This window comes from Kitasatospora sp. NPDC058190 (assembly GCF_042883685.1).
GTDB lineage: Bacteria > Actinomycetota > Actinomycetes > Streptomycetales > Streptomycetaceae > Kitasatospora.
Genome location: NZ_JBHVVI010000149.1, coordinates 1 through 19,380 on the forward strand (window position 1 = coordinate 1; position 19,380 = coordinate 19,380).

The 19,380-nt window shown below is 72.5% G+C and carries 19 protein-coding genes; 11 read left to right on the top strand and 8 right to left on the bottom strand.

Annotated elements, in window-relative coordinates; all coding sequences use genetic code 11:
• Nucleotides 1-101: 101 nt before the first annotated feature.
• The 3 genes from ACFVWU_RS39515 to ACFVWU_RS39525 all read right to left on the bottom strand — a co-directional run bounded on the left by ACFVWU_RS39515 (nucleotide 102) and on the right by ACFVWU_RS39525 (nucleotide 2,511).
• A complete protein-coding gene (locus tag ACFVWU_RS39515; protein ID WP_387630282.1) occupies nucleotides 102-503 on the bottom strand; it encodes an NTP pyrophosphohydrolase in 402 nt (133 codons plus the stop codon).
• Between the two features lie 208 nt (nucleotides 504-711).
• Nucleotides 712-1,122, bottom strand: a complete 411-nt coding sequence (locus tag ACFVWU_RS39520) for a PPOX class F420-dependent oxidoreductase (RefSeq protein WP_387630284.1) — start codon at nucleotides 1,120-1,122, stop codon at nucleotides 712-714.
• 30 nt (nucleotides 1,123-1,152) lie between these two features.
• The gene (locus ACFVWU_RS39525; RefSeq protein WP_387630287.1) at nucleotides 1,153-2,511 is read right to left on the bottom strand and encodes a D-alanyl-D-alanine carboxypeptidase family protein; all 1,359 of its coding nucleotides are present in this window, start codon (nucleotides 2,509-2,511) and stop codon (nucleotides 1,153-1,155) included.
• Between the two features lie 159 nt (nucleotides 2,512-2,670).
• Between ACFVWU_RS39525 and ACFVWU_RS39530 the strand changes: the two genes are divergently transcribed.
• Nucleotides 2,671-2,868 carry a hypothetical protein gene (locus ACFVWU_RS39530; RefSeq protein ID WP_387630289.1) on the top strand — a complete coding sequence of 66 codons (198 nt, stop codon included), beginning with the start codon at nucleotides 2,671-2,673 and terminating at the stop codon, nucleotides 2,866-2,868.
• A 30-nt stretch (nucleotides 2,869-2,898) separates the two neighbouring features.
• Here the strand turns inward: ACFVWU_RS39530 and ACFVWU_RS39535 are convergent, their stop codons facing one another.
• Nucleotides 2,899-3,660, bottom strand: coding sequence for a TetR/AcrR family transcriptional regulator (locus ACFVWU_RS39535; RefSeq protein WP_387630291.1), 762 nt, complete (start codon nucleotides 3,658-3,660; stop codon nucleotides 2,899-2,901).
• A gap of 81 nt (nucleotides 3,661-3,741) precedes the next feature.
• Here ACFVWU_RS39535 and ACFVWU_RS39540 point away from each other — a divergent pair, with 81 nt between their 5' ends.
• From ACFVWU_RS39540 to ACFVWU_RS39555, 4 genes are all read left to right on the top strand, one after another.
• Nucleotides 3,742-4,407, top strand: coding sequence for a siderophore-interacting protein (locus ACFVWU_RS39540; protein WP_387630294.1), 666 nt, complete (start codon nucleotides 3,742-3,744; stop codon nucleotides 4,405-4,407).
• A 73-nt stretch (nucleotides 4,408-4,480) separates the two neighbouring features.
• The gene (locus tag ACFVWU_RS39545) at nucleotides 4,481-4,609 is read left to right on the top strand and encodes a hypothetical protein (RefSeq protein WP_387630297.1); all 129 of its coding nucleotides are present in this window, start codon (nucleotides 4,481-4,483) and stop codon (nucleotides 4,607-4,609) included.
• Between the two features lie 568 nt (nucleotides 4,610-5,177).
• Complete coding sequence (locus ACFVWU_RS39550) at nucleotides 5,178-8,606, top strand: S8 family serine peptidase (RefSeq protein WP_387630299.1); 3,429 nt, start codon at nucleotides 5,178-5,180, stop codon at nucleotides 8,604-8,606.
• 182 nt (nucleotides 8,607-8,788) lie between these two features.
• Nucleotides 8,789-9,754 (top strand): alpha/beta fold hydrolase, encoded by a 966-nt coding sequence (locus ACFVWU_RS39555; protein ID WP_387630301.1) that lies wholly within the window; start codon nucleotides 8,789-8,791, stop codon nucleotides 9,752-9,754.
• A 7-nt stretch (nucleotides 9,755-9,761) separates the two neighbouring features.
• Here ACFVWU_RS39555 and ACFVWU_RS39560 read toward each other — a convergent pair whose 3' ends face one another.
• Complete coding sequence (locus tag ACFVWU_RS39560; RefSeq protein ID WP_387630303.1) at nucleotides 9,762-11,189, bottom strand: VWA domain-containing protein; 1,428 nt, start codon at nucleotides 11,187-11,189, stop codon at nucleotides 9,762-9,764.
• Nucleotides 11,186-12,076: an AAA family ATPase gene (locus ACFVWU_RS39565; protein ID WP_387630305.1), complete on the bottom strand. Its 891-nt coding sequence runs from the start codon at nucleotides 12,074-12,076 to the stop codon at nucleotides 11,186-11,188. Before ACFVWU_RS39565 ends, ACFVWU_RS39560 begins: the two co-directional genes overlap by 4 nt.
• A 165-nt stretch (nucleotides 12,077-12,241) precedes the next feature.
• Between ACFVWU_RS39565 and ACFVWU_RS39570 the strand changes: the two genes are divergently transcribed.
• Nucleotides 12,242-12,631, top strand: a complete 390-nt coding sequence (locus ACFVWU_RS39570) for a hypothetical protein (RefSeq protein WP_387630308.1) — start codon at nucleotides 12,242-12,244, stop codon at nucleotides 12,629-12,631.
• A gap of 73 nt (nucleotides 12,632-12,704) precedes the next feature.
• Here ACFVWU_RS39570 and ACFVWU_RS39575 read toward each other — a convergent pair whose 3' ends face one another.
• On the bottom strand, nucleotides 12,705-13,376 hold the full coding sequence (locus tag ACFVWU_RS39575) for a Tat pathway signal sequence domain protein (RefSeq protein WP_387630311.1): 672 nt from the start codon (nucleotides 13,374-13,376) through the stop codon (nucleotides 12,705-12,707).
• Between the two features lie 322 nt (nucleotides 13,377-13,698).
• On the opposite strand from ACFVWU_RS39575, the gene ACFVWU_RS39580 reads away from it, so the two are divergent.
• From ACFVWU_RS39580 to ACFVWU_RS39590, 3 genes are all read left to right on the top strand, one after another.
• Nucleotides 13,699-14,451 (top strand): TetR/AcrR family transcriptional regulator, encoded by a 753-nt coding sequence (locus ACFVWU_RS39580; RefSeq protein ID WP_387630313.1) that lies wholly within the window; start codon nucleotides 13,699-13,701, stop codon nucleotides 14,449-14,451.
• Nucleotides 14,452-14,588: 137 nt separating this feature from the next.
• Nucleotides 14,589-15,245, top strand: a complete 657-nt coding sequence (locus ACFVWU_RS39585; protein ID WP_387630316.1) for a DUF6230 family protein — start codon at nucleotides 14,589-14,591, stop codon at nucleotides 15,243-15,245.
• Between the two features lie 170 nt (nucleotides 15,246-15,415).
• A complete protein-coding gene (locus tag ACFVWU_RS39590; protein ID WP_387630326.1) occupies nucleotides 15,416-15,829 on the top strand; it encodes a DUF6114 domain-containing protein in 414 nt (137 codons plus the stop codon).
• Nucleotides 15,830-16,009: 180 nt separating this feature from the next.
• Here the strand turns inward: ACFVWU_RS39590 and ACFVWU_RS39595 are convergent, their stop codons facing one another.
• Complete coding sequence (locus ACFVWU_RS39595) at nucleotides 16,010-17,095, bottom strand: NAD(P)-dependent alcohol dehydrogenase (RefSeq protein ID WP_387630318.1); 1,086 nt, start codon at nucleotides 17,093-17,095, stop codon at nucleotides 16,010-16,012.
• A gap of 174 nt (nucleotides 17,096-17,269) precedes the next feature.
• Between ACFVWU_RS39595 and ACFVWU_RS39600 the strand changes: the two genes are divergently transcribed.
• Complete coding sequence (locus ACFVWU_RS39600; RefSeq protein WP_387630320.1) at nucleotides 17,270-18,163, top strand: helix-turn-helix domain-containing protein; 894 nt, start codon at nucleotides 17,270-17,272, stop codon at nucleotides 18,161-18,163.
• Between the two features lie 85 nt (nucleotides 18,164-18,248).
• On the top strand, nucleotides 18,249-19,223 hold the full coding sequence (locus ACFVWU_RS39605; protein ID WP_387630323.1) for a globin domain-containing protein: 975 nt from the start codon (nucleotides 18,249-18,251) through the stop codon (nucleotides 19,221-19,223).
• Nucleotides 19,224-19,380: the final 157 nt, after the last annotated feature.

Genomic DNA, 19,380 nt, shown 5'->3' on the forward strand with positions numbered 1-19,380 from the left:
ACCGGCACGGACGCATGAACACGCAGGGGGGATGGCATACCTCGGATCCGTCGATCCATTGGGGCAGGTGCGCCGTCCAGCCCCGCCGACCCGGGGCCGGATCACGGCCGCACGCTCCGTGGACCGGTCACCGCCGCACCCAACGCGCCGACCCGGGCACGCAGTTCACGGTCGGCGGTGACCACCAGGCACTCCCGCTCCGGCTGTTCGGTACGGGCCTCCCGCACCAGCTCGACGATCCGGTCGTCGCCGCTGCCGCCCGCCGCGACCACCCGCACCTCGGGCAGGCCGGTCACGCCTCGGGCGGCGCCCTCGACCACCAGCACCACCTCCAGCGGGCCGGGCAGGTCCGGCAGCCCCCGGGCGGCGAGCGGGACCAGCGCGTCCCGCAGCCGCTCGGCGGCGCCCCGCCGGTCGCGCCACCAGCCGTCGGGCACCGAGCCGACCACGTTCGCGCCGTCCACCACCAGCAGCGGCAGCGACTCGGCCTCGTTCTCTTCCATGGCCGTCAAGCCTGCCAGCCCGCACCCGGCTCAGCCGAACCGGCGACGCGCCCGCGATGTCCGGCGGGCCCGGTCGGGCGCCGGTAGGGCGGTCGGGTGGGCAACGGGCCCATGGAGACACGCATCGACGGGATCGCCGAGCGCGGCTACGGCGGAGGTTCGCCGGCCTGCCGGGCGTGCCGGCGGACCCCCACCCCCGCTGAAGCGATCAGGTCAGGGTGATCCGGATGCCGACGGTGCCGCGCTCGCCGCGGCGCAGGCGGCTGCCGAGCAGGGTGAGCACGCCGAGCAGGCCGTACTTCTGCCGCAGCAGGGTGCGGTAGGCGGCGGTGCGCTCGGGGCCGAGGATCTCGGCGGTGGCCGGGTGCTGCTTGCCGGTCGGGCGGCCCTTGACGTCGCAGGGGCCGACCAGGACGTCCGCGCGGTTGCGGATCCGCTTGACCTTCCAGGAGTCCGCGACGGTCCAGACGCCGAGCGCCTCCCCGTCGCGCACCACCCACACCGGGGTCGGCACCGCGGTGCCGTCCTTCTTGAAGGTGGTGACGAGCAGGTAGCTCCCGGAGGAGAGGCTGACGATCCGGGCGAGCCGGTCCGAGGCGGCGGGGTCAGGCGTGGTCATGGCCCGAAGTGTAGAGGGAATGTCCGCAGCTCAGTCGGTCCGGCGGGTGCGGGCGTCGCGGAACAGGGCGCGGGCGCGGCGGGTCAGGCGGCGGTGGCTGGGGCCGCCGACGCCGGTCGAGCCGATCTCGTCGTCGGTGGAGCCGGAACCGGGTGCACCGGGCGCATCATCGGGCGCACCGGGGGCGGCCGCGGACGCGGTGGCCGTGCGGCGGCGGGTGGCGGCGCGGGCGGCGCCCCAGACGGCGAGGGCGGTGCCGAGGATGCCGGCCGACCAGAGCGCGGGGGTGAGGCCTGGTCCGCTGTTGTGGAGGACGGGCTGGCGGGACCAGGGCGGCAGCTGGTCGGCGGCCGCGGCCTCCGAGGTGGCGTCGGGGGAGGCGGTCTTCAGGACGCCGAGGTCCTCGACCAGCCGGCCGACCGGCTGGACCTTGCCGGCTGCCGCGAAGCCCCAGTCGAGCAGGCTGGCGGCCTCGTCGTAGACCTTGCTCTGCGCGTCGGGGTGCATGACCGTCACCAGCAGGGTGCGGCCGTCCCGTTCGGCCGCGCCGGTGAAGGTGGCGCCCGCGTTGGTGGTGTAGCCGTTCTTGACGCCGATGAGGCCCGGGTACTTGCCGAGCAGCCGGTCGGTGTTGGCGATGTCGTAGGTGATGCGCTGGCCGGTGGTCTTGTCCAGCCCGCCGGGGAAGCGCGCGGTGCGGGTGGAGCAGTACGAGCGGAAGTCGGCGTTGCGCAGCCCGGCGCGGGCGAACAGGGTGAGGTCGTAGGCGGAGGAGACCTGGCCGTCCATGTCGTAGCCGTCGGGGGAGACCACCTTGGTGTCCAGGGCCTGCAGGGAGTGGGCGCGGATCTGCATCTCGGCGACCGTCTGCGGGACACCGCCGTTCATGTTCGCCAGGACGTGCACGGCGTCGTTGCCGGAGCTGAGGAAGACGCCCCGCCAGAGGTCCTCGACCCGGTACGGCAGGTTCTCCTTGACGCCGACCAGGCTGCTGCCGACGCCGAGGTTGGCGAGTTCGGCGGGGGTGACCTGGTGTTCCAGCGAGCGGTCGAACTTGGGCAGCACGGTGTCCGCGAACAGCATCTTGAGGGTGCTGGCCGGGGGCAGCGGCCGGTGGGCGTCGTGGGCGGCGAGGACCTCGCCGGTGGTGGCGTCGGCGACCAGCCAGGAGCGGCCGCTCAGCCCGGAGGGCAGGGCGGGTGCCCCGGCCAGCGGGGCGACCTGGACGGCCGGGCGGCCGAGCCGTTCGCCGCCGACGATGGGGCTGGAGCCGGCGTCCTGTGCGACGGCGGCGGGGGCGCCGATGCCGAGCACCAGGGCCGAGGCCGCGGAGGCGGCGGCGAGGCCGGTGACGGAGAGTGATTTCTGGCGTATGCGCTTTGGTTGCACACCGCGAACGTACCGGCGCCGCCGCCGGGCCGCCGGTGCTGCTGCTCCGTCCGGAGCCACCGGGACGCGGGCGCGGGGGTCGGGGCCGCGACTTTGGTGGCCCCGGTCCGCGCCGAAAGTCGGATGAACCGGCGGTCGCGGATTCCTAGGCTCGGGGGTATGAAGAACCTGCTCGGCTACCTCGGTTTCGTGCTGATCCTCGGCGGCGGCTCCGGCCTGCTGGCCGACCGGCTCGGGGGTTTCCGACTGTTCGGCTTCGTCCGTTTCCTGGTGCCGGACGGTCACGAGACCGTCGGGTACGCCGCCCTGCTGGTGCTCGGCGTGCTGCTGGCGATCCCCGCCGCCCGGCACGGCTGAGCAGGGACGGCCCCCCGCCGCCCGGCGGGACTAGGCGGGTGCGGCGGCCGCGATGCCGTCGAGCAGCACCGCGAGACCGGTGCGAAAGGCCTCCCGGCCGCTCGCCTCGGGTGCGCCGCCGGTGGCGCTCTGCAGTGCGGTCAGCAGCGGGAAGCGTGAAGGGAAGTCCGGTGCCAGCTGGGCGAGTTGTGTTGATCGGGCGGTCCACCAGTCCTCGTCCGTGACGCCGGTGGCGGCGGCCGCGCCGCGTGTGTCGGCGGTGGTGGCGGCCATGCCGCGGACGAACTGCCAGAGCGCGGCGACGGCCCCGCGCAGCCGTTCCGGTGTGAGTGCGGCGGGTTGCAGGGCGCTCAACAGGCCCTCCATCGCGGCCAGTTCGGCGGGTCCGAGCACCGGGCGGGCCTGCGAGACCTGGAGCACCCAGGGGTGGCGCAGGTAGCAGGCGTACAGCTGCTCGGCCCAGGCTTCGACGGCGGCCGGCCAGTTGTCCAACAGCGGTAGGCCGACCGGCAGTTCGGCGAGCGCCCGGTCGTGCATCAGGTCGAGCAGTTCGGTCTTTCCGGGTACGTACGTGTAGAGCGCCATCGCGGTGCGGCCGAGTCGTTCGCCCACGGCGCGCATGGACAGTGCGGCCATGCCCTCGGCGTCGGCCACCGCGATTCCGGCGGACACGATCGCGTCCACACTCAGGCCCGGTTTGGGGCCGCTGCGTCCGGCGCGCGGTTCCTCCGGCGCGCCCCAGAGCAGGGCGAGCGAGCGACGGGCGTCGCCCTGCCCGGCGTAGACGGTCATCCGACATCTCCTTATGGCGTAAAGTATCCTCGCGGCGGCAACTCTTTATGCCGTAAGGTTATCAATCGAAGGGGTTTCGCGATGACACTGCCCGTCACCTTCGTCGAGGTCGTGGCGGTCCGCCGGGTCACGCCGCGTACCGCCCGGGTCACCTTCGAGGCCGAGGCCCTGGCCGACACCGTCGGCACCGCGCCCGACCAGCAGCTCAAGCTCTGCTTCCCCCGCCCCGGGCAGCGCGAGCCGGTCCTGCCCGCGCCGCAGGACGACCCGATGGGCTGGTACCAGACCTACCTGGCGATCCCCGAGGCCGAACGTCCGCTGCTGCGCAGCTTCACCCTGCGCCGCCGGGAGCCGGGCACCCGGCGGATCGAGATCGACTTCGTGCTGCACGGCGACACCGGGCCGGCCGCCGACTGGGCGCTGCGGGTCGCGCCGGGGGACCGGCTCGGGATGGTCGGGCCGTCCGCGCTGTACGCCCCGCCGGTGCGGCTCGCCGAGGCCGCGGCGGACACCGACTGGGTGCTGCTGGCCGGGGACGAGACCGCGCTGCCGGCCATCGCGACACTGCTGGAGGCGCTGCCCGAGGGAGAGCGGGCGTACGTGTGGATCGAGGTCGCCGACCGGGCGGAACGTCAGGAGCTGGAGAGCCGCGCCGATCTGGAGGTGGAGTGGCTGTACCGGGACGGCGCGGCTCCGGGCACCGTGCTGACCGGGGCGTTCCGGGACGCCGTGCTGCCGGGGGGGTGAGCCCTTCGTCTGGCTGGCCGGGGAGGCGGGGGCGGTCCGGGCGATCCGCCGGTGCCTGATCGAGGAGCAGGGGGTGCCGAAGTCGGACATCGACTTCACCGGGTACTGGCGCCACCGGCTGACCCAGGACGACGCGCCGACCGCCGAGGACCTGGCGGACGCTCAGGAGCGGCTGGCGGCCCGCCCTGGCAGCACCTCGTGAAATGCCGCCCGGCGAAACTCCCCGCGGAAACGCCCGGGCGGCCGGGGGTGTGGACGAACTCCCCGGCTGCCCGGACGGCCTCGCCGCTGCGTGTGTCCGGCGCTCGGCTCGCTCGCGGAGTTTCGATCGCGGTCGACGGGGAAGGAAGGGTCAAAGTGTCGACAAGTAGGTAGCGAACAGGTGGCGAGTGGATGGACAGTGGCGATGTTTCGCCACTGTCGAGAGTCCGCCACCGGCACTTTTGCCGCTGCGGCGGGCAGTTTTGACCGTCCCTGACCGGCTCTGATCGGTGAAAAAGGGACGGACGCGGCGCGATTTATACTGTGAATTTTACTTTCCGATGGTCATTTTTACTTTCTGATGGGGATTTCCCCCCTTGTCGTGGTCGTGTCGGATGCGCTGGAATGCGACCGCTGTCGGGACGCGCGGTCCGGAGCAACCGTGCGTCCGACCAGGATCCGCGTGCGCTGGGCCGTGCAACCTGACGTCTCATCAGACGAAAGGATGTCCATTGATCGGCTGGCGGAAGACCCAGCTTGCAGCCGCCGTCACGGTCACCACCGCGTCCATGGTCCTGACTCTCGGGACCATCGCCAACGCAGCCCCGCTCCAGGACCCGCAGAACGCCCAGGCGGCGTCCTCGGACGGGGCGCCGGCACCGGTGATCGTGATCCTGAAGGACCAGATAACGGACGCCCCGGCCGACCACGGCCACCTGGGCGACCGCCAGCAGAAGACCGCCAACTCCCAGGCGCCGCTGCTGGACAAGGTCAAGGCCAACGGCGGCACCAACATCAAGAGCTTCGTGGTCGGCAACGCCTTCTCGGCCACGGTCAGCCCGGCGCTGCGCGCCAAGCTGCAGGCCGACCCGGCGGTCGCCACCGTGGTGGCGGACACCCAGGTCCAGGTGGCCCCGATCGCCGCGACCAAGGCGAAGACCGCGGACGAGGCCACGGCCGGTGCGGCCAAGAGCGACGCCGCTCCGCAGGCCGTTTCGGGCAGCAACGGCCAGCCCGAGGAGAACGCGACCAACACGGTCTGCCCCTCCGACCCCTCCAAGCCGCTGCTGGAGCCGGAGGGCCTGTACTCGGTGCGCGGCGTGACCGGCAACGGTCAGCCCGGCGCGGCCGACCTGGCCACCGGCAAGGGCGTCAAGGTCGCCTACATCGCCGACAGCCTCGACCCGAACAACCCGGACTTCATCCGGGCCGACGGTTCGCACGCCGTCGTCGACTACCAGGACTTCGCGGGTGACGGCTGGGCTGCGCCGACCGGCGCCGCCGAGGCCTTCGGCGACGCCTCGGCGGTCATCGCCCAGGGTCGCCAGACCTACGACGTCTCCAAGTTCGTCAACTCCTCGCACCCGCTGCCGGCCGGCTGCAACATCCGCATCAAGGGCCTCGCCCCGGACGCGGACCTGGTCGCGCTGAAGGCCGGCGGCGAGATGATGTCGAACTCGTCGATCCTGCAGTCCATCGACTACGCGGTGCGGGTCGCCCACGTCGACGTGCTGAACGAGTCCTTCGGTGGCAACGTCACCCCGGACAGCGGCGCGCACGACACCATCTCGCTCTTCAACGACCAGGCCGTCAAGGCCGGTGTCACGGTCTCCGTCTCCTCCGGTGACGCGGGCCTGAGCGGGACGATCGGCACCCCGGCCACCGACCCGAACGTGATCGCGGTCGGCGCCTCGACGGACAACCAGAACTACCAGCAGACCGGTTACGCGGCCTCCAAGTTCTCCAACAAGACCTGGAGCAACAGCCGCATCTCCGCGCTGTCCTCGGGTGGCTTCACCCAGGCCGGCCGGACCGTCGACCTGGTCGCCCCCGGTGAGTCGGACTGGGCGCTCTGCACCCCCGACACCACCAAGTACACCGAGTGCACCGACTTCAACGGCAAGCCCTCGGGGATCCAGCCCTTCGGTGGCACCAGCCAGGCCGCCCCGTTCGTCACCGGCGCCGCGGCCCTGGTCATCCAGGCCTACCGCGACACCCACGGCGGCGACTCGCCGTCCCCGGCGCTGGTGAAGAAGTTCATCACCGGTACCGCCACCGACCTCGGCGTTCCGGCCGAGGAGCAGGGCGCCGGTCTGCTGAACGTCCGGGCCGCCGTCGAGGCCGCCCGCGGCTACGACGACGGCGACGGCACCGACGGTGCCAAGACCGTCGTGGTCAACACCGGCCAGCTGAGCATCTCCGGCACCCCCGGCTCGACCCACACCGCCGACATCTCCGTCACCAACACCAGTGACGAGACCCAGACGGTGAGCGCCGCGACCCGCAGCTTCGCGCCGCTGGCGAACAACCAGCAGACCGTCAAGATGGACTCGGCCTCCACGGACACCTTCAAGTACGCCACCAACGGTGCCGACTGGGTGCAGAAGCAGGTCAAGTTCACGGTTCCGGCCGGTGCCGACCGCCTCGCGGCGTCGATCGCCTGGCACGGCGGCCCGAACCCGGTCACCAACGGCCCCGTGGTCCGCATGACGCTGCTCGACCCGTCGGGCCGCTTCGAGACCAACACCCGTCCGCAGGGCGGCGCGACCCCGGCCAACTTCGGCCTGGTGGACGTCCCGCACCCGGTCGCCGGTGAGTGGACCGCGATCATGTACACCCCGGCGGGCAAGGCCGGTTACACCGGCGACGTCCAGTTCGGCACCTCCACCCAGCGCGCGGTTCCGGCCGGCGCGGTGAGCCCGAACAGCACCGACGTGCAGCCCGGTGAGACCAAGACCCTCAAGGTCCAGCTCACCACCCCGGCGACCAGCGGCGACTCGAGCGAGGCGGTCACCGTCTCCAGCTCGAACGGCAACACCACCAGCGTTCCGGTGATCCTGCGCAGCCTCGTCCCGGTCACCAACGGCACCGGCACCTTCACCGGCACCATCACCGGTGGCAACGGCCGCGGCTCCTCGCCGACGCAGAGCTTCACCTACGGCTTCGACGTCCCGAAGGGCCAGAAGGACCTGCGGGTCGGCGTCACCGTCGCCAAGGACGCCAACCTGCTCATGCAGGGTGCGCTGATCAGCCCGAACGGCACCCCGATCGACATCGAGGGCAACGCGCTGTTCGACGCCCAGGGCAACCTGACCGGCAGCTCCAACGGTGTCTCGGCCACCACCGTCGACCCGGCCGAGGGCCACTGGCGGTTCGTCCTGAACGTGCTCGGCCCGGTCAGCGGCCAGGAGCTCGCCCAGGACTTCACCGGCACCATCGCGTTCAACCAGAACCAGGCCACCGCGGCCGGTCTGCCCAACGACGCGAAGACCAAGCTGGCGGCCGGCAAGCCGGTCACCGTCCAGGTGAACTACACCAACAACACCGCGGCCACCCAGCGCATCGCGGCCGACGGCCGCCTCGACAAGCGCGTCGACCTGCCGCTGGTGCCGCAGGGCGCCTCGGCCTCGGTCAACCTGCCGCTGAGCCTCACCTCCTCGGTCCCCGGCTTCCTGGTGCCCCCGGGCACCGACCAGCTCAAGGCCGTGGCGGCGTCCTCGACGCCGGCGCAGATCGAGCTGAGCGGCACCACCGGCTCGCCGGACCTGTTCGGTGACCTGAAGAAGGCCCAGGACGGCTCGACCATCTCGGTCGTCACCGACAAGGGCAGCGCCGAGCAGCCGGTCGTCCCCGGTTCCTGGAGCACCTTCGTCCAGCAGATCGGCCCGTTCGGCAACAACGCCGCGCCGGCCGGCACCTCCACCATCACCGCCAGCGCGCACACCCTGGCGTTCGACCCGGCGCTGGCCTCCAGCACCGGTGACCCGTTCGCCTCCGGTGTCAACGCCTCCGCTCCGGCCGCCAACCCGGTGACCGTCGCCCCGGGCGCCACCGGCTCGCTGCAGGTGACCGTGACCCCGACCGGCCCGAAGGGCAGCACGGTCAAGGGTGTTCTCTACCTGGTGTCCGGCCCGACCTTCACGCCGACCGCCAACAACATCGTGGGCACCACCGGTTCGGTGCTCGCGGCGATCCCGTACAGCTACACGGTGAACTGACGCTCAATCAGTTCAGCGCACCGCTGAGGCCGAGGCCGTCCCGGAATTCCCGGGGCGGCCTCGGCTGCTTTGTGCGTGTCCATGTCGAAAGGGGAACTCGCGGGGATTGCGGGGGCGCCGGGCTGGGCAGGGGGTCGGACGGACCCACCGAACGGATCCATCGGAGCGAACCGGGAGCGGAGTTGAACGACGCGATCAAGCACAGCCACGTCGAGGTGAACGGCGTCCGGCTGCACCTCGCGGAGCAGGGCGAGGGGCCGCTGGTCCTGCTGCTGCACGGCTTCCCGGAGAGCTGGTACTCCTGGCGGCACCAGTTCGCACCGCTCGCCGAGGCGGGGTACCGGGTGGTCGCCCCCGACCAGCGCGGGTACGCCCGCAGCTCGCAGCCCGAGGACGTGGACGCGTACACCCTGCTGCACCTGGTCGGGGACGTGACCGCGCTGATCGGCGCGCTGGGCGAGGAGCGGGCCGTGGTGGTCGGCCACGACTGGGGCGCGCCGGTCGCCTGGGCCACCGCCACGCTGCGGCCGGACCTGGTGCGCGGGGTGGCCGGGCTGAGCGTGCCGCCGGTGACGGCCGGGCCGGGGCCGCTGGCCGCCGCCAGGGACAACTTCGGCGAAGGCTTCTACCAGATCTACTTCCAGCAGCCGGGCCGGGCCGACGCCGAGCTGGCGGCCGACCTGAGGAGCAGCTTCCGCCGCATCCTCGGCGGCATCTCCCCCGAGGGCAAGCCGCGGCCGTGGGTGGTCCCCGAGGGCCAGGGTCTGCTGGACAGTGTCCCGGAGCCCGAACGGCTGCCGGACTGGCTCACCGAGGCGGACATCGAGGCGTTCGCGGCCGACTACGCCCTGCACGGGGAGCGCGCCTTCACCGGCGGGCTCAACTGGTACCGCAACATCGACCGGAACAACGAGCTGATGGCGGCATTCGCCGGCCGGCGGATCGAGGCGCCCGCGCTGTACGTGGCCGGCGAGCAGGACCTGGTGAACGCGATGATCGCGCCCGAGGTGGTGACGTACCTGCTGGAGCACCTGACGCCCCGGCTGCACCGGCACGTCCGGCTGCCGGACACCGGGCACTGGACGCAGCAGGAGCGCCCGGCCGAGGTGACCGAGGCGCTGCTGGACTTCCTGAAGACGCTGGACTAGGCCTTCCTCAGACCGGCAGCAGGCGGGCGATCAGCTCGCCGAGGCGGCGGGCGTTGCGGCAGGGGTGCATCTCCACGACGTCCGCGTACGCGAGCGCGGCGGAGTCGCCGGTCGGCCAGAGCGCGGGTTGTTCGGGGTTGAGCCAGAACACCCGCCGGGCCCGGCCGGCGATCCGGCGCAGCGCGTCCAGGTTGGGGTCACGGTGGTTGTTGCGGGCGTCGCCGAGGATCAGCACGCAGGTGCGCGGGCCGACGGCGTCCAGGCGGTGGTCGGCGAACTCGCCGAGGGCGGAGCCGTAGTCGCTGTTGCCGTGGTAGCCCATCACCTTGGCCTCGGCGAGGATCCGGGTGGCCAGCCGGGCCGGGTCGGCGCTGTCCTCCCGGAGCAGGTCGGTGATCTCGGCGGTGCGGTTGACGAAGGCGAACACCCGGACCTTGCTGAACTGTTCGCTCATCGCCCGGACCAGCAGCATGGTGAAGTCGGCGAAGCCCGACACCGAGCCGGACACGTCGCACAGCAGCACCAGCTCCGGCCGGGCCGGGCGGCGCAGCCGGTACGCCGGGCGCAGCGGCACCCCGCCGGTGCCGAGCGAGCGGCGCAGGGTGCGGCGCAGGTCGATCTGCCCGCGGGCGGCGCGGCGGCGCCGGGCGGCCAGTCGGGTGGCCAGCTTGCGGGCCAACGGGTGGACGGTGCGCCGTAGTTCGGCGAGCTGCTCGCGGCCGGCGTAGAGGAAGTCGATCCGGTCGGCGGTGGGGGCGACGGCGCGTTCGGCGATCCGCTCGGCGCCGCGCAGTTCGGCGACCCGGCGGCGGGCCTCGCCGGTGACCTGGGCGCGGAAGTCCCGGATGCGGCGGCGGATCTCGTCGGCGAGGACGCGGTCGGAGAGGTCCTCCGGTCCGGGGTCCTCGCGCAGGGCGGCGAGGATCCGGGCGAGCAGGGTCTCGGGGGAGAGGCGGCCGAGCGCCTGGTGGGCGGACCAGCCGTCCGATCCCGGTGTGCTCCCGGTGCCGTACCGGCCGAAGGCCTCGACCACCTCGCCGGCCAGCCTGGCCTGGGCGGCCCGGTCGTCGGCGGCCAGGGCAGCGGCAAGGCGCTCGCGCAGCTGGTCGCGGAGCGGGTCGGGGCGGCCGAAGCGCGGCGGCTCGGGGTCGTGCGGCAGCGGCGGCGGGTCGGTGCGCAGGGCCTCGGGGGTGCCGACGCCCAGGGGGAAGAACAGGTCGAAGGAGGCGTCGAAGACGGCCCGTTGGCCGTCCGAGCGCAGCAGGGCGGCGGCCAGGCCGGCCCGCATCTGCTCGCGGTCGGCGAAGCCGAGCACGTCGAGCACGGCGGCGGCGTCCACCGTCTCGGCCGGGCCGATCCGCAGGCCGTGCCCGCGCAGGGCGCGGACCAGGCCGGTCAGTCGGGCCGCGGTGTCGGCCGGCTGCGGCGCCGTCACGCGAGGGTGAGCTTCTGGGCGGCCTTCCGGACGTCGTCCTGGTGCTTGAGGATCACCCCGAGGGTGTCCTGGACGACCGTCTCGTCCAGGGTGTCCGCGCCGAGGGCGAGCAGGGTGCGGGCCCAGTCGATGGTCTCGGCGACGGACGGCGCCTTGCGCAGCTCCATCGCGCGCAGTGCGCCGACCACCCGGACCAGGGAGGCGGCCAGCGTGTCGTCCAGGCCGGGCACCTTGAGCCGGACGATCCGGCGCTCCAACTCGGCGTCCGGGTAGTCGAGGTGGAGGAAGAGGCAGCGGCGGCGCAGGGCCTCGGAGAGTTCGCGGGTGGCGTTCGAGGTGAGCAGCACGAAGGGGCGGCGGCTCGCGGTGATGGTGCCGAGCTCGGGGACGGTCACCTGGAAGTCGCTGAGCACCTCCAGCAGCAGCGCCTCGACCTCGACGTCGGCCTTGTCCATCTCGTCGATCAGCAGCACGGTGGGCTCCTCGCCGCGGATGGCGGTGAGCAGCGGGCGGGTGAGCAGGAACTCCTCGCCGAAGATGTCGGTGCGGGCCTGGTCCCAGCCCTCGTCGCGGCCGGCGGTGATCCGCAGCAGCTGCTTGGCGTGGTTCCACTCGTAGAGCGCGCGGGCCTCGTCGATGCCCTCGTAGCACTGCAGCCGGACCAGCCGTGCCTGCCCGAGTTCGGCCACGGCCTTGGCGAGTTCGGTCTTGCCGACCCCGGCCGGGCCCTCGACCAGCAGCGGCTTGCCGAGCCGGTCGGCGAGGAAGACGGTGGTGGCCACGGCGGTGGAGGCCAGGTACCCGGTCGCGGCGAGTCGGTCGGCGGTGTCCGCCACTGACGCGAAGAACCCCGTGCCGTCGCCGTTCGCGCTGCTGCCGCTGGCCATCTGCCTGCCCCGTTCCGGTTCGCCGTGTCCGTGCGGCGCCACCCTACCCGCCGGTCACTTGCTTGTCTCGGGGGTCACCGGGCCCGGGGCCCGAACGCGTGTCTAGGGTGCTCGGTGGTGGACGTGCGTGAGCGAACGTCCTTTGTGAACTGGGGGGTAGGGGAAATGACTCCACTGGGGCTGAGTGTGGCCACGTGGTGGTGGATCGCCGTGCTGGCGGCGGCGCTGTTCTGGGCGGTGTTGGTGCCACCGCAGCCCACGCGGGAGTACCGGACGATGGCGGCGATCGGGCCGGTCGTCGGGGCGCTGCTCCAGTTCGCCCACTACAAGGTCAAGCACCTGGATCCGGCCGAGGCCCTGCTGATGTACTCGACGGTGACGCTGAGCTTCCCGCTGGGGCTGGCCGGGCACGTCCGGAAGCTGTCGCAGCGGGCGCTGGAGGCGGAGCGGGAGGGGCGTCCGGCGGATCAGGGCGTCCTGTACCCGGGAGTGATGGTGCAGCTCTTCCTGGCCCTCGTGGGCGGGATGGTGGCCTACTTCGTGCTCAAGGTCTAGGCCTGCGGTGGAGCGGCGTACGGCGGGCTGCTGCCCGTCGTACGCCGCTTCGCTGTGTCCGGGCCCCGGAACGTCAGTTGACGTACAGGACCGGGCTGCCGGCGGCCGAGGTGTCGGTGACCGGGCCGTAGCTGGCGCTGAAGTAGCCGGTCGAGAAGCACAGGCCCGGGCCGGAGACCAGGTTGGCCGGCTGGTTGGCGAAGCCGATGGTGTTGCCGCTGTTCGAGGTGGAGCCGGAGATGCCGTTGGGGCTCTGGTAGTCGCATTCGACGCTGCCCAGGAGGGTGTTCAGCACCACGGTGATCCCCACCGGGCCGCTGGTGCCGCCGTTGAGCGAGACGTTGTTGCCGGAGCCGGAGGTGACCGTGTTGGTGTACGGCAGGCTGGTGGCGGTGACGCTCTGCACGCTCATGACGCCGAAGACGCTGGAGGTGCAGGAGTCGAAGGACTGGCTGTTGAGCTGCTCGGTCGCGCTGCCGGGGGCGGCCGGGTTGGACGTCACGGTCGCGGAGAAGGAGGAGCTGGCGCAGCTGACGCCGTTGGAGCTGCCGGGGCCGTCGGTGAAGGTCGCGGCGGTGCCGGAGGCCAGACTGGCGGTGAGGGTGTCGCCGACGGAGACGGCCGGCCCGGAGGCGCTGCCGGTGGTCAGGACGGCGGCGGCGTCGGCCTGGGCCGGTGCCACGGCGGCACCGGTGAGGGCGATGGCGGCGAGGGATGCGGCTGCGAGGGTGCGACGGATGCGCATGAGGGTGCCTCTCTCCGTCCGGGGACGGGTGGGGGAATCCCCGCGTGCGGGTGTGGTGGTGTGCACGGCGGGGGAGGTGATGGCGTACCGAGGGCTCCGGCGGACTGCGGTACGGGTGGGCCCGGCGCCACGGGCCCACCCGTGCGGTACGGCGGTGTGCAGGTGCGACTTCGCCGGAGGTACGGCGGTGCTGTACGCGGCGGTTCGGATCGCAGCGGCACGGAGGTCGGCCGGTGGTGGCCTGCTCACCCACCGGTTGGAAACCTGCCAGTGTTGTAAACCCGGTCTTCCGTCAATGTCAATACAGGACACAGGAGTTGGGATGGATCGGAACTACTTCCGGAGCGCCGAGGTGATCCTGCTGCCGGGCGCCCGGACCGGCCGGGATCCGGCCAGATCGATCAAGCCCGGCCCCCGCCGGCTCCCCGCCGGGGTGGTCGCCGCGACCCAGCGCGAGCGGCTGCTGGACGGGCTGGTCCGGACGGTGGCCGAACGCGGCTACCAGCACGCCACGGTCAGCGACATCTGCCGCGCGGCGGGTGTGACCAGGCCGGTCTTCTACGAGCTGTTCAGCGGCAAGGAGGACGCCTTCCTGGCCGCGCACCGGTACGGCACCGGGGTGGTGATCCGGCGGATGGCGGCGGCCTTCGCGGCCGAATCCGACTGGTGCGCGGGGATTCGCCAGGCGCTCGGCGCGATGCTCCAACTCCTCGCCGGGACACCGTCCTTCGCGACCATGGCGGTGATCGAGATCGAGTCGGTCGGCCCTGCCGGTCGGCGCGAGCGGGACCAACTCCTCACCCGGTTCCGGGTGTTCTTCGCCGACGTGCCCCAACTGCCGGGCGGCGTAGGGGTGCAGGAGATGGTGGACGCCGTGGTGGGCGGCGTCTACAGCGCGGTCTACCGCCGGATCGACTCCGGACGTACCGATCAACTACCAGAACTGCTAACGGTGTTGAGCATGTTCTGCCTCGCGCCGTTCCTCGGTCCGGCGCAGGCGGCCGCGCGGCTCGGGGTCGGGATTGGTGAAGATCCTTCGTGCACCCGTATTGACCCGGCCAATACCGGGCAGTAGCTTCCCAGTTACTTCGCGCTCCGACCGAGCCCGCCCCGCTGCCGAGGGGCGGAGGGTCCGGTCGGGACGCGCAACGCTGTCCGCGCCAGGGCAACGTGCCAGTGCCTGCACACCCAATCCATCCACAGGGAGCACACATGGCCATGTCCGAGGACGCCGCAGCCGCGGCGGAATCCCCGCAGACGCCGATGGGGGCGAGAAGAGGCCGGGTACGGCTGAAGCGCTCGGTCCTGATGGCGGTACCGGCCGTCGCGGTCGGGGGCATCCTGATGACCCTCACCGCCCAGGGCGTGCTCGCCGCGCAGTTCTCCATCTCCGGCATGCCGTTCACGATCACCGCGGACAAGCTCGACGGAGATGGCTTCGCGCAGTTCGGCGCGCTGGACCACATGATCCCCAACAGCCCCAACAAGGGGAACACCGGCGGCCAGGTGCTGGTCATGGTGTCGGCGATCAAGACCGCCGAGATCACCAACCTGTGCCAGAGCGTCGACCTCGGCGGCGTCAACCTGGTGATCCACGCCGGCGACAACGGCACCCCGGTCTCCGCCTCCGACCTCACCACCGACTCCGACCTGCTGTCCGGCGACGCGGACTTCAAGAACATCGAGATCGGTGGCGACGCCAGTACCTTCGAGAAGGCCGGCGACGTCGGCAAGGGCGGCCGGGGCGTCTTCGGCCAGCAGGCCGACCACGTCCAGCTGACGCACCTCAAGCAGCACAACTACGCGAGCACGGCCGTCGGGTTCAAACTGCCCAACCTGCGGCTGAGCTTCGGCTCCAAGGGCTGCTGACCATGACGGAGTCCGTACCGGAGCCGACCGGAGCCGGCGAGGGCGACGTGCCGTGGCCCGAGGGGGTGGCGGCCGAGGGGACGGCCGCCGCGCCCGAAGCGGCCACGCCCGCACCCGCCGCTCCGGCCGCCGTCGCCCCGGCACCGGAGGCCGCGCCCGCCGCGGGCCCGGTGCGGCGCGACTGGCGGGGCAAGCGACCGTTCTGGGGCGGGCTGCTGGTCACGCTCGGCGGCGCCGAGATCCTGTTCACGCTGTGGGCCCCGCTGCCCGTCCTCCTGCACATCGGGATGGCCGGGCTGGCGGGGTACCTGGTGCCGGTGGTGATGGTGCTGTGCGGCCTGCTGATCCTGTTCAACCCGGCGCAGCGGCTGTTCTACTCCGTCCTCGCCGTGCTCGCCTCGCTGGCCAGCTGGGTGACCTCCAACCTGGGCGGCTTCCTGATGGGGATGCTGCTCGGGATGGTGGGCGCCTGTCTGACCTTCGGCTGGCTGCCCGACCAGCCGCTGCGCCGCGGACGGCAGCGGCGGGAGGACCGGCGCGCGGAGCGCCGGGCGGCGGCCGGGGCCAGGGCGGCGGGGGTCTGACCCCCCGGCAGGGGATCAAGGGCGCGCCCCGCGCCCTGGTGATGGGAGAGCACCAGGGCGCGGGGCGTAGCGTCAGTCGGTCGCCTGATCAATTGGTCGCCTGATCAACTGGTCGGCTGATCAGGCGGTCAAGGCTCAGGCGGTGAAGGCTCGGACGGTCGAGGCCCGGACGGCCGAGGCTCAGATGGTCGAGGCGTCGATCACGAAGCGGAACCGGACGTCGCCGGCCAGCACCCGCTGGTACGCCTCGTTGATCTGCTCGGCCCGGATCACCTCGATCTCGGCGCCGATGCCGTGCTCACCGCAGAAGTCCAGCATCTCCTGGGTCTCCGGCAGCCCGCCGATCATCGAACCGGCCAGCGAGCGGCGCCCGGTGGCCAGCGGGTACGGGTGCATCGTGAGGGGCTTCTCCGGCATGCCGACCTGCACCAGGGTGCCGTCGGTGCGCAGCAGGCCCACGTAGGCGCTCAGGTCGAGGTCGGCGGAGACCGTGTTGACGATCAGGTCGAAGCTGCCCGCGAGCTCGGTGAAGGTCGCCGGGTCGGAGGTGGCCCGGTAGTGGTCGGCGCCGAGCTTCAGACCGTCCTCGCGCTTGCGCAGCGACTGGCTGAGCACGGTGACCTCCGCGCCCATCGCGTGGGCGATCTTCACGCCCATGTGGCCGAGGCCGCCGAGGCCCACGATCGCGACCTTCTTGCCGGGGCCGGCGCCCCAGTGCGCCAGCGGCGAGTACAGCGTGATGCCCGCGCACAGCAGCGGCGCGGCGACGTCCAGCGGCAGGCTGTCGGGGATGCTCAGCGCGTACGCCTCGTCCACCACCAGCTCCGCGGCGTAGCCGCCGTAGGTCGGCAGGCCGTCCTTGCCCATGGCGTTGTAGGTGAAGACGGCGCCGCCCTCACCGGTGCAGTACTGCTGCAGGCCGGCCTCGCAGTTGTCGCACTCCCGGCAGGAGTCGACGAAGCAGCCGACCCCGACCCGGTCGCCGACCTTCCAGCGGGTGACGCCCGGGCCGACCTCGCTGACCACACCGGCGATCTCGTGGCCCGGGACCATCGGGAAGATCCCGGTGCCCCAGTCCTCGCCGACCTGGTGGATGTCCGAGTGGCAGATGCCGGAGTAGTGGATGTCGATCACGATGTCGTGCTCGCCGACGGCCCGGCGGGTGACGGTGGTCCTCGCCAGCGGGGCGTCGGGCTGCTGAGCCGCGTAGGCGGTGACGGTGCGGGTGGCGGCGTTCTGCGTGGTCTCGTTCGTCTCGTTCGTCATGACCACAAGACTGCGCCGGCGCCGGAAGGCCAACCAGACCAGAGATCGTCGTACGAAGGCGGGGCGTACGACAGCGGCGCGTAGGGAAGCGGAACGTAGGACTGCGGAACCTACGCACGGCAGTATCACCCTCACCCGCACCCGGGCGCGTCGGATCGCCCGCATACTGCAGTCATGGACCAGCGCACCGAACTCAGCGAGTTCCTCCGATCCCGCCGCGCCCGGCTGCGGCCCGAGGACGTGGGCCTGCCGGACACCACCACCCGCCGGCGGGTGCCCGGACTGCGCCGCGAGGAGCTGGCCCAGCTGGCCGGAGTCAGCACCGCCTACTACACCAGGCTCGAACAGGGGCACGGCGAGAACGTCTCCGTCGCCGTCCTCGACGCCATCGCCCGGGTGCTGCGGCTCAGCCCCGCCGAGCGCGACCACCTCGGCCGGCTCACCAAGCCCGCCCGCCGCCGGGCCGGCCGCGCCGCCGCCCGTCCGCAGCGGGTCCGACCCGCGCTGCAGCAGCTGCTGGACGCGATGGAGGGCGTGCCCGCGTACGTGCTCGGGCGGCGGCTGGACATCATCGCCTGGAACCGGCTCGGCACCGCCCTGCTCGGCGACTTCGCCACGATGCCGCCCGAGCAGCGCAACATGGCCTGGCACGTCTTCCTCGACCCGGCCGCGCGCGAGCTCTACCAGGACTGGGAGAACAAGGCCACCGACGTGGTCGGCATCCTGCGGCTGGACGCCGGGCGCGACCCGGACGACCCCCGGCTCGCCTCGCTGATCGGCGAACTCTCCGTCAAGAGCGATGACTTCCGCCGCCTGTGGGCCACCCACCAGATCCAGGACAAGGGCCACGGCACCAAGCACCTGCACCACCCGGTGGTCGGCCGGCTCACCCTGCAGTACGAGACGCTGCGCCCGGCCGGGGACGGCGACCAGGTACTGGTCACCTACCACGCCGAACCGGGTTCCGCCTCCGCCGAGTCCCTTCGGCTGCTGGCCAGTTGGGCGGCCACCGAGCTGCGCGCGGAGTCCGCGGACGCGGCCGAGCGGACCGCCGAGCAGAGCCGGTAGGCGTTCGACCGGTTCGTCGATACAGGGCCGATGGTCCCGGGTCCGCCCGGGGCGACCGGCCCTTCTCGCGCCAGGTGGGCGGCAGTTGACTGGGCAGGTCATGGACAACAGCAGCAGCAGGGCCACCGCCACCGCCGAGTACGACCGTCTGATCGCCCGCCACCACGCGATGCGACTGCGGCGCCAACTCCTCACCCCCGCCTCGTCGTCGGGGCCCGGATCCGGAGCCGACCACGGCATCGTCGGCGGCGAGGGCTACGACGGCGCGAGAGACCAGTACCTGATCCGGCGCGACCTCGACCTGGTCGCCCCGCTCGCGGAGCTGATCGACCACCTCTACGCGGTCATGTTCCGCCGCCGCCCCTACCTGCGACCGCTCTTCCCCACCTCGATGGAGTTCCAGCAGACCCACCTGGAACGGATCGTCCACCACCTGATCGGCCACCTCCACCGCCCCGCCGAACTCGACCGGACGCTCCGTCAACTAGGGCGCGACCACCGAAAACTGGGCGTCCGTCCGGTCCATTACGAGGCCTTCGAAGAGGCCCTGTGCGCGGCCGTCCGGCACCGGGCCGGCGAGAGCTGGACCGAGGAGCTGGAAGCCGCCTGGGTGCGGATGCTGCGCTTCGCCGTCGGCGCGATGGTCGCCGGCGCCGACTCCGCGCTCACCGAACCCCCGTACTGGCACGCCGTGGTCACCGGCCACGAACGCCGCCGCCCCGACCTCGCCGTCCTGTGGGTGCGCACCGGCGAGCCGTACCCCTACCGCGCCGGACAGTACGGCACCGTCGAGCACCCCGCGCTGCCGCACACCTGGCGGCAGTACCCGATGGGCTGCGCCCCGCGCGCCGACGACGAGGTGGAGTTCCATGTCCGCCGCACCGGTCCCGGCGGCGTCAGCGCGGCCCTGGTCGAGCACACCGCCGTCGGCGACCGGCTGCGCCTCGGACCGCCGCGCGGCAGCCTGCTGCCCGACAACAACGCCCGCGACCGGACGGACCTCTACGACTGGCAGGCGCGCTCCGAACTCGGCCTGCACAAACCGTGGTTGTCGCTCTGATCGACTGCCTGTAGAGCGTCCGTGTCACTCGCTGTTCGATCACGCGGTGGGCTGGCCGGGTGCTGGCGCGGGGGGTGGGGGGGGGGGGCCCCCCCCTCCCCGGCGCCCCCCCCCCCCCCCCCCACACCCCCCCGGGGGGGGGCCGGGCAGTACAGTG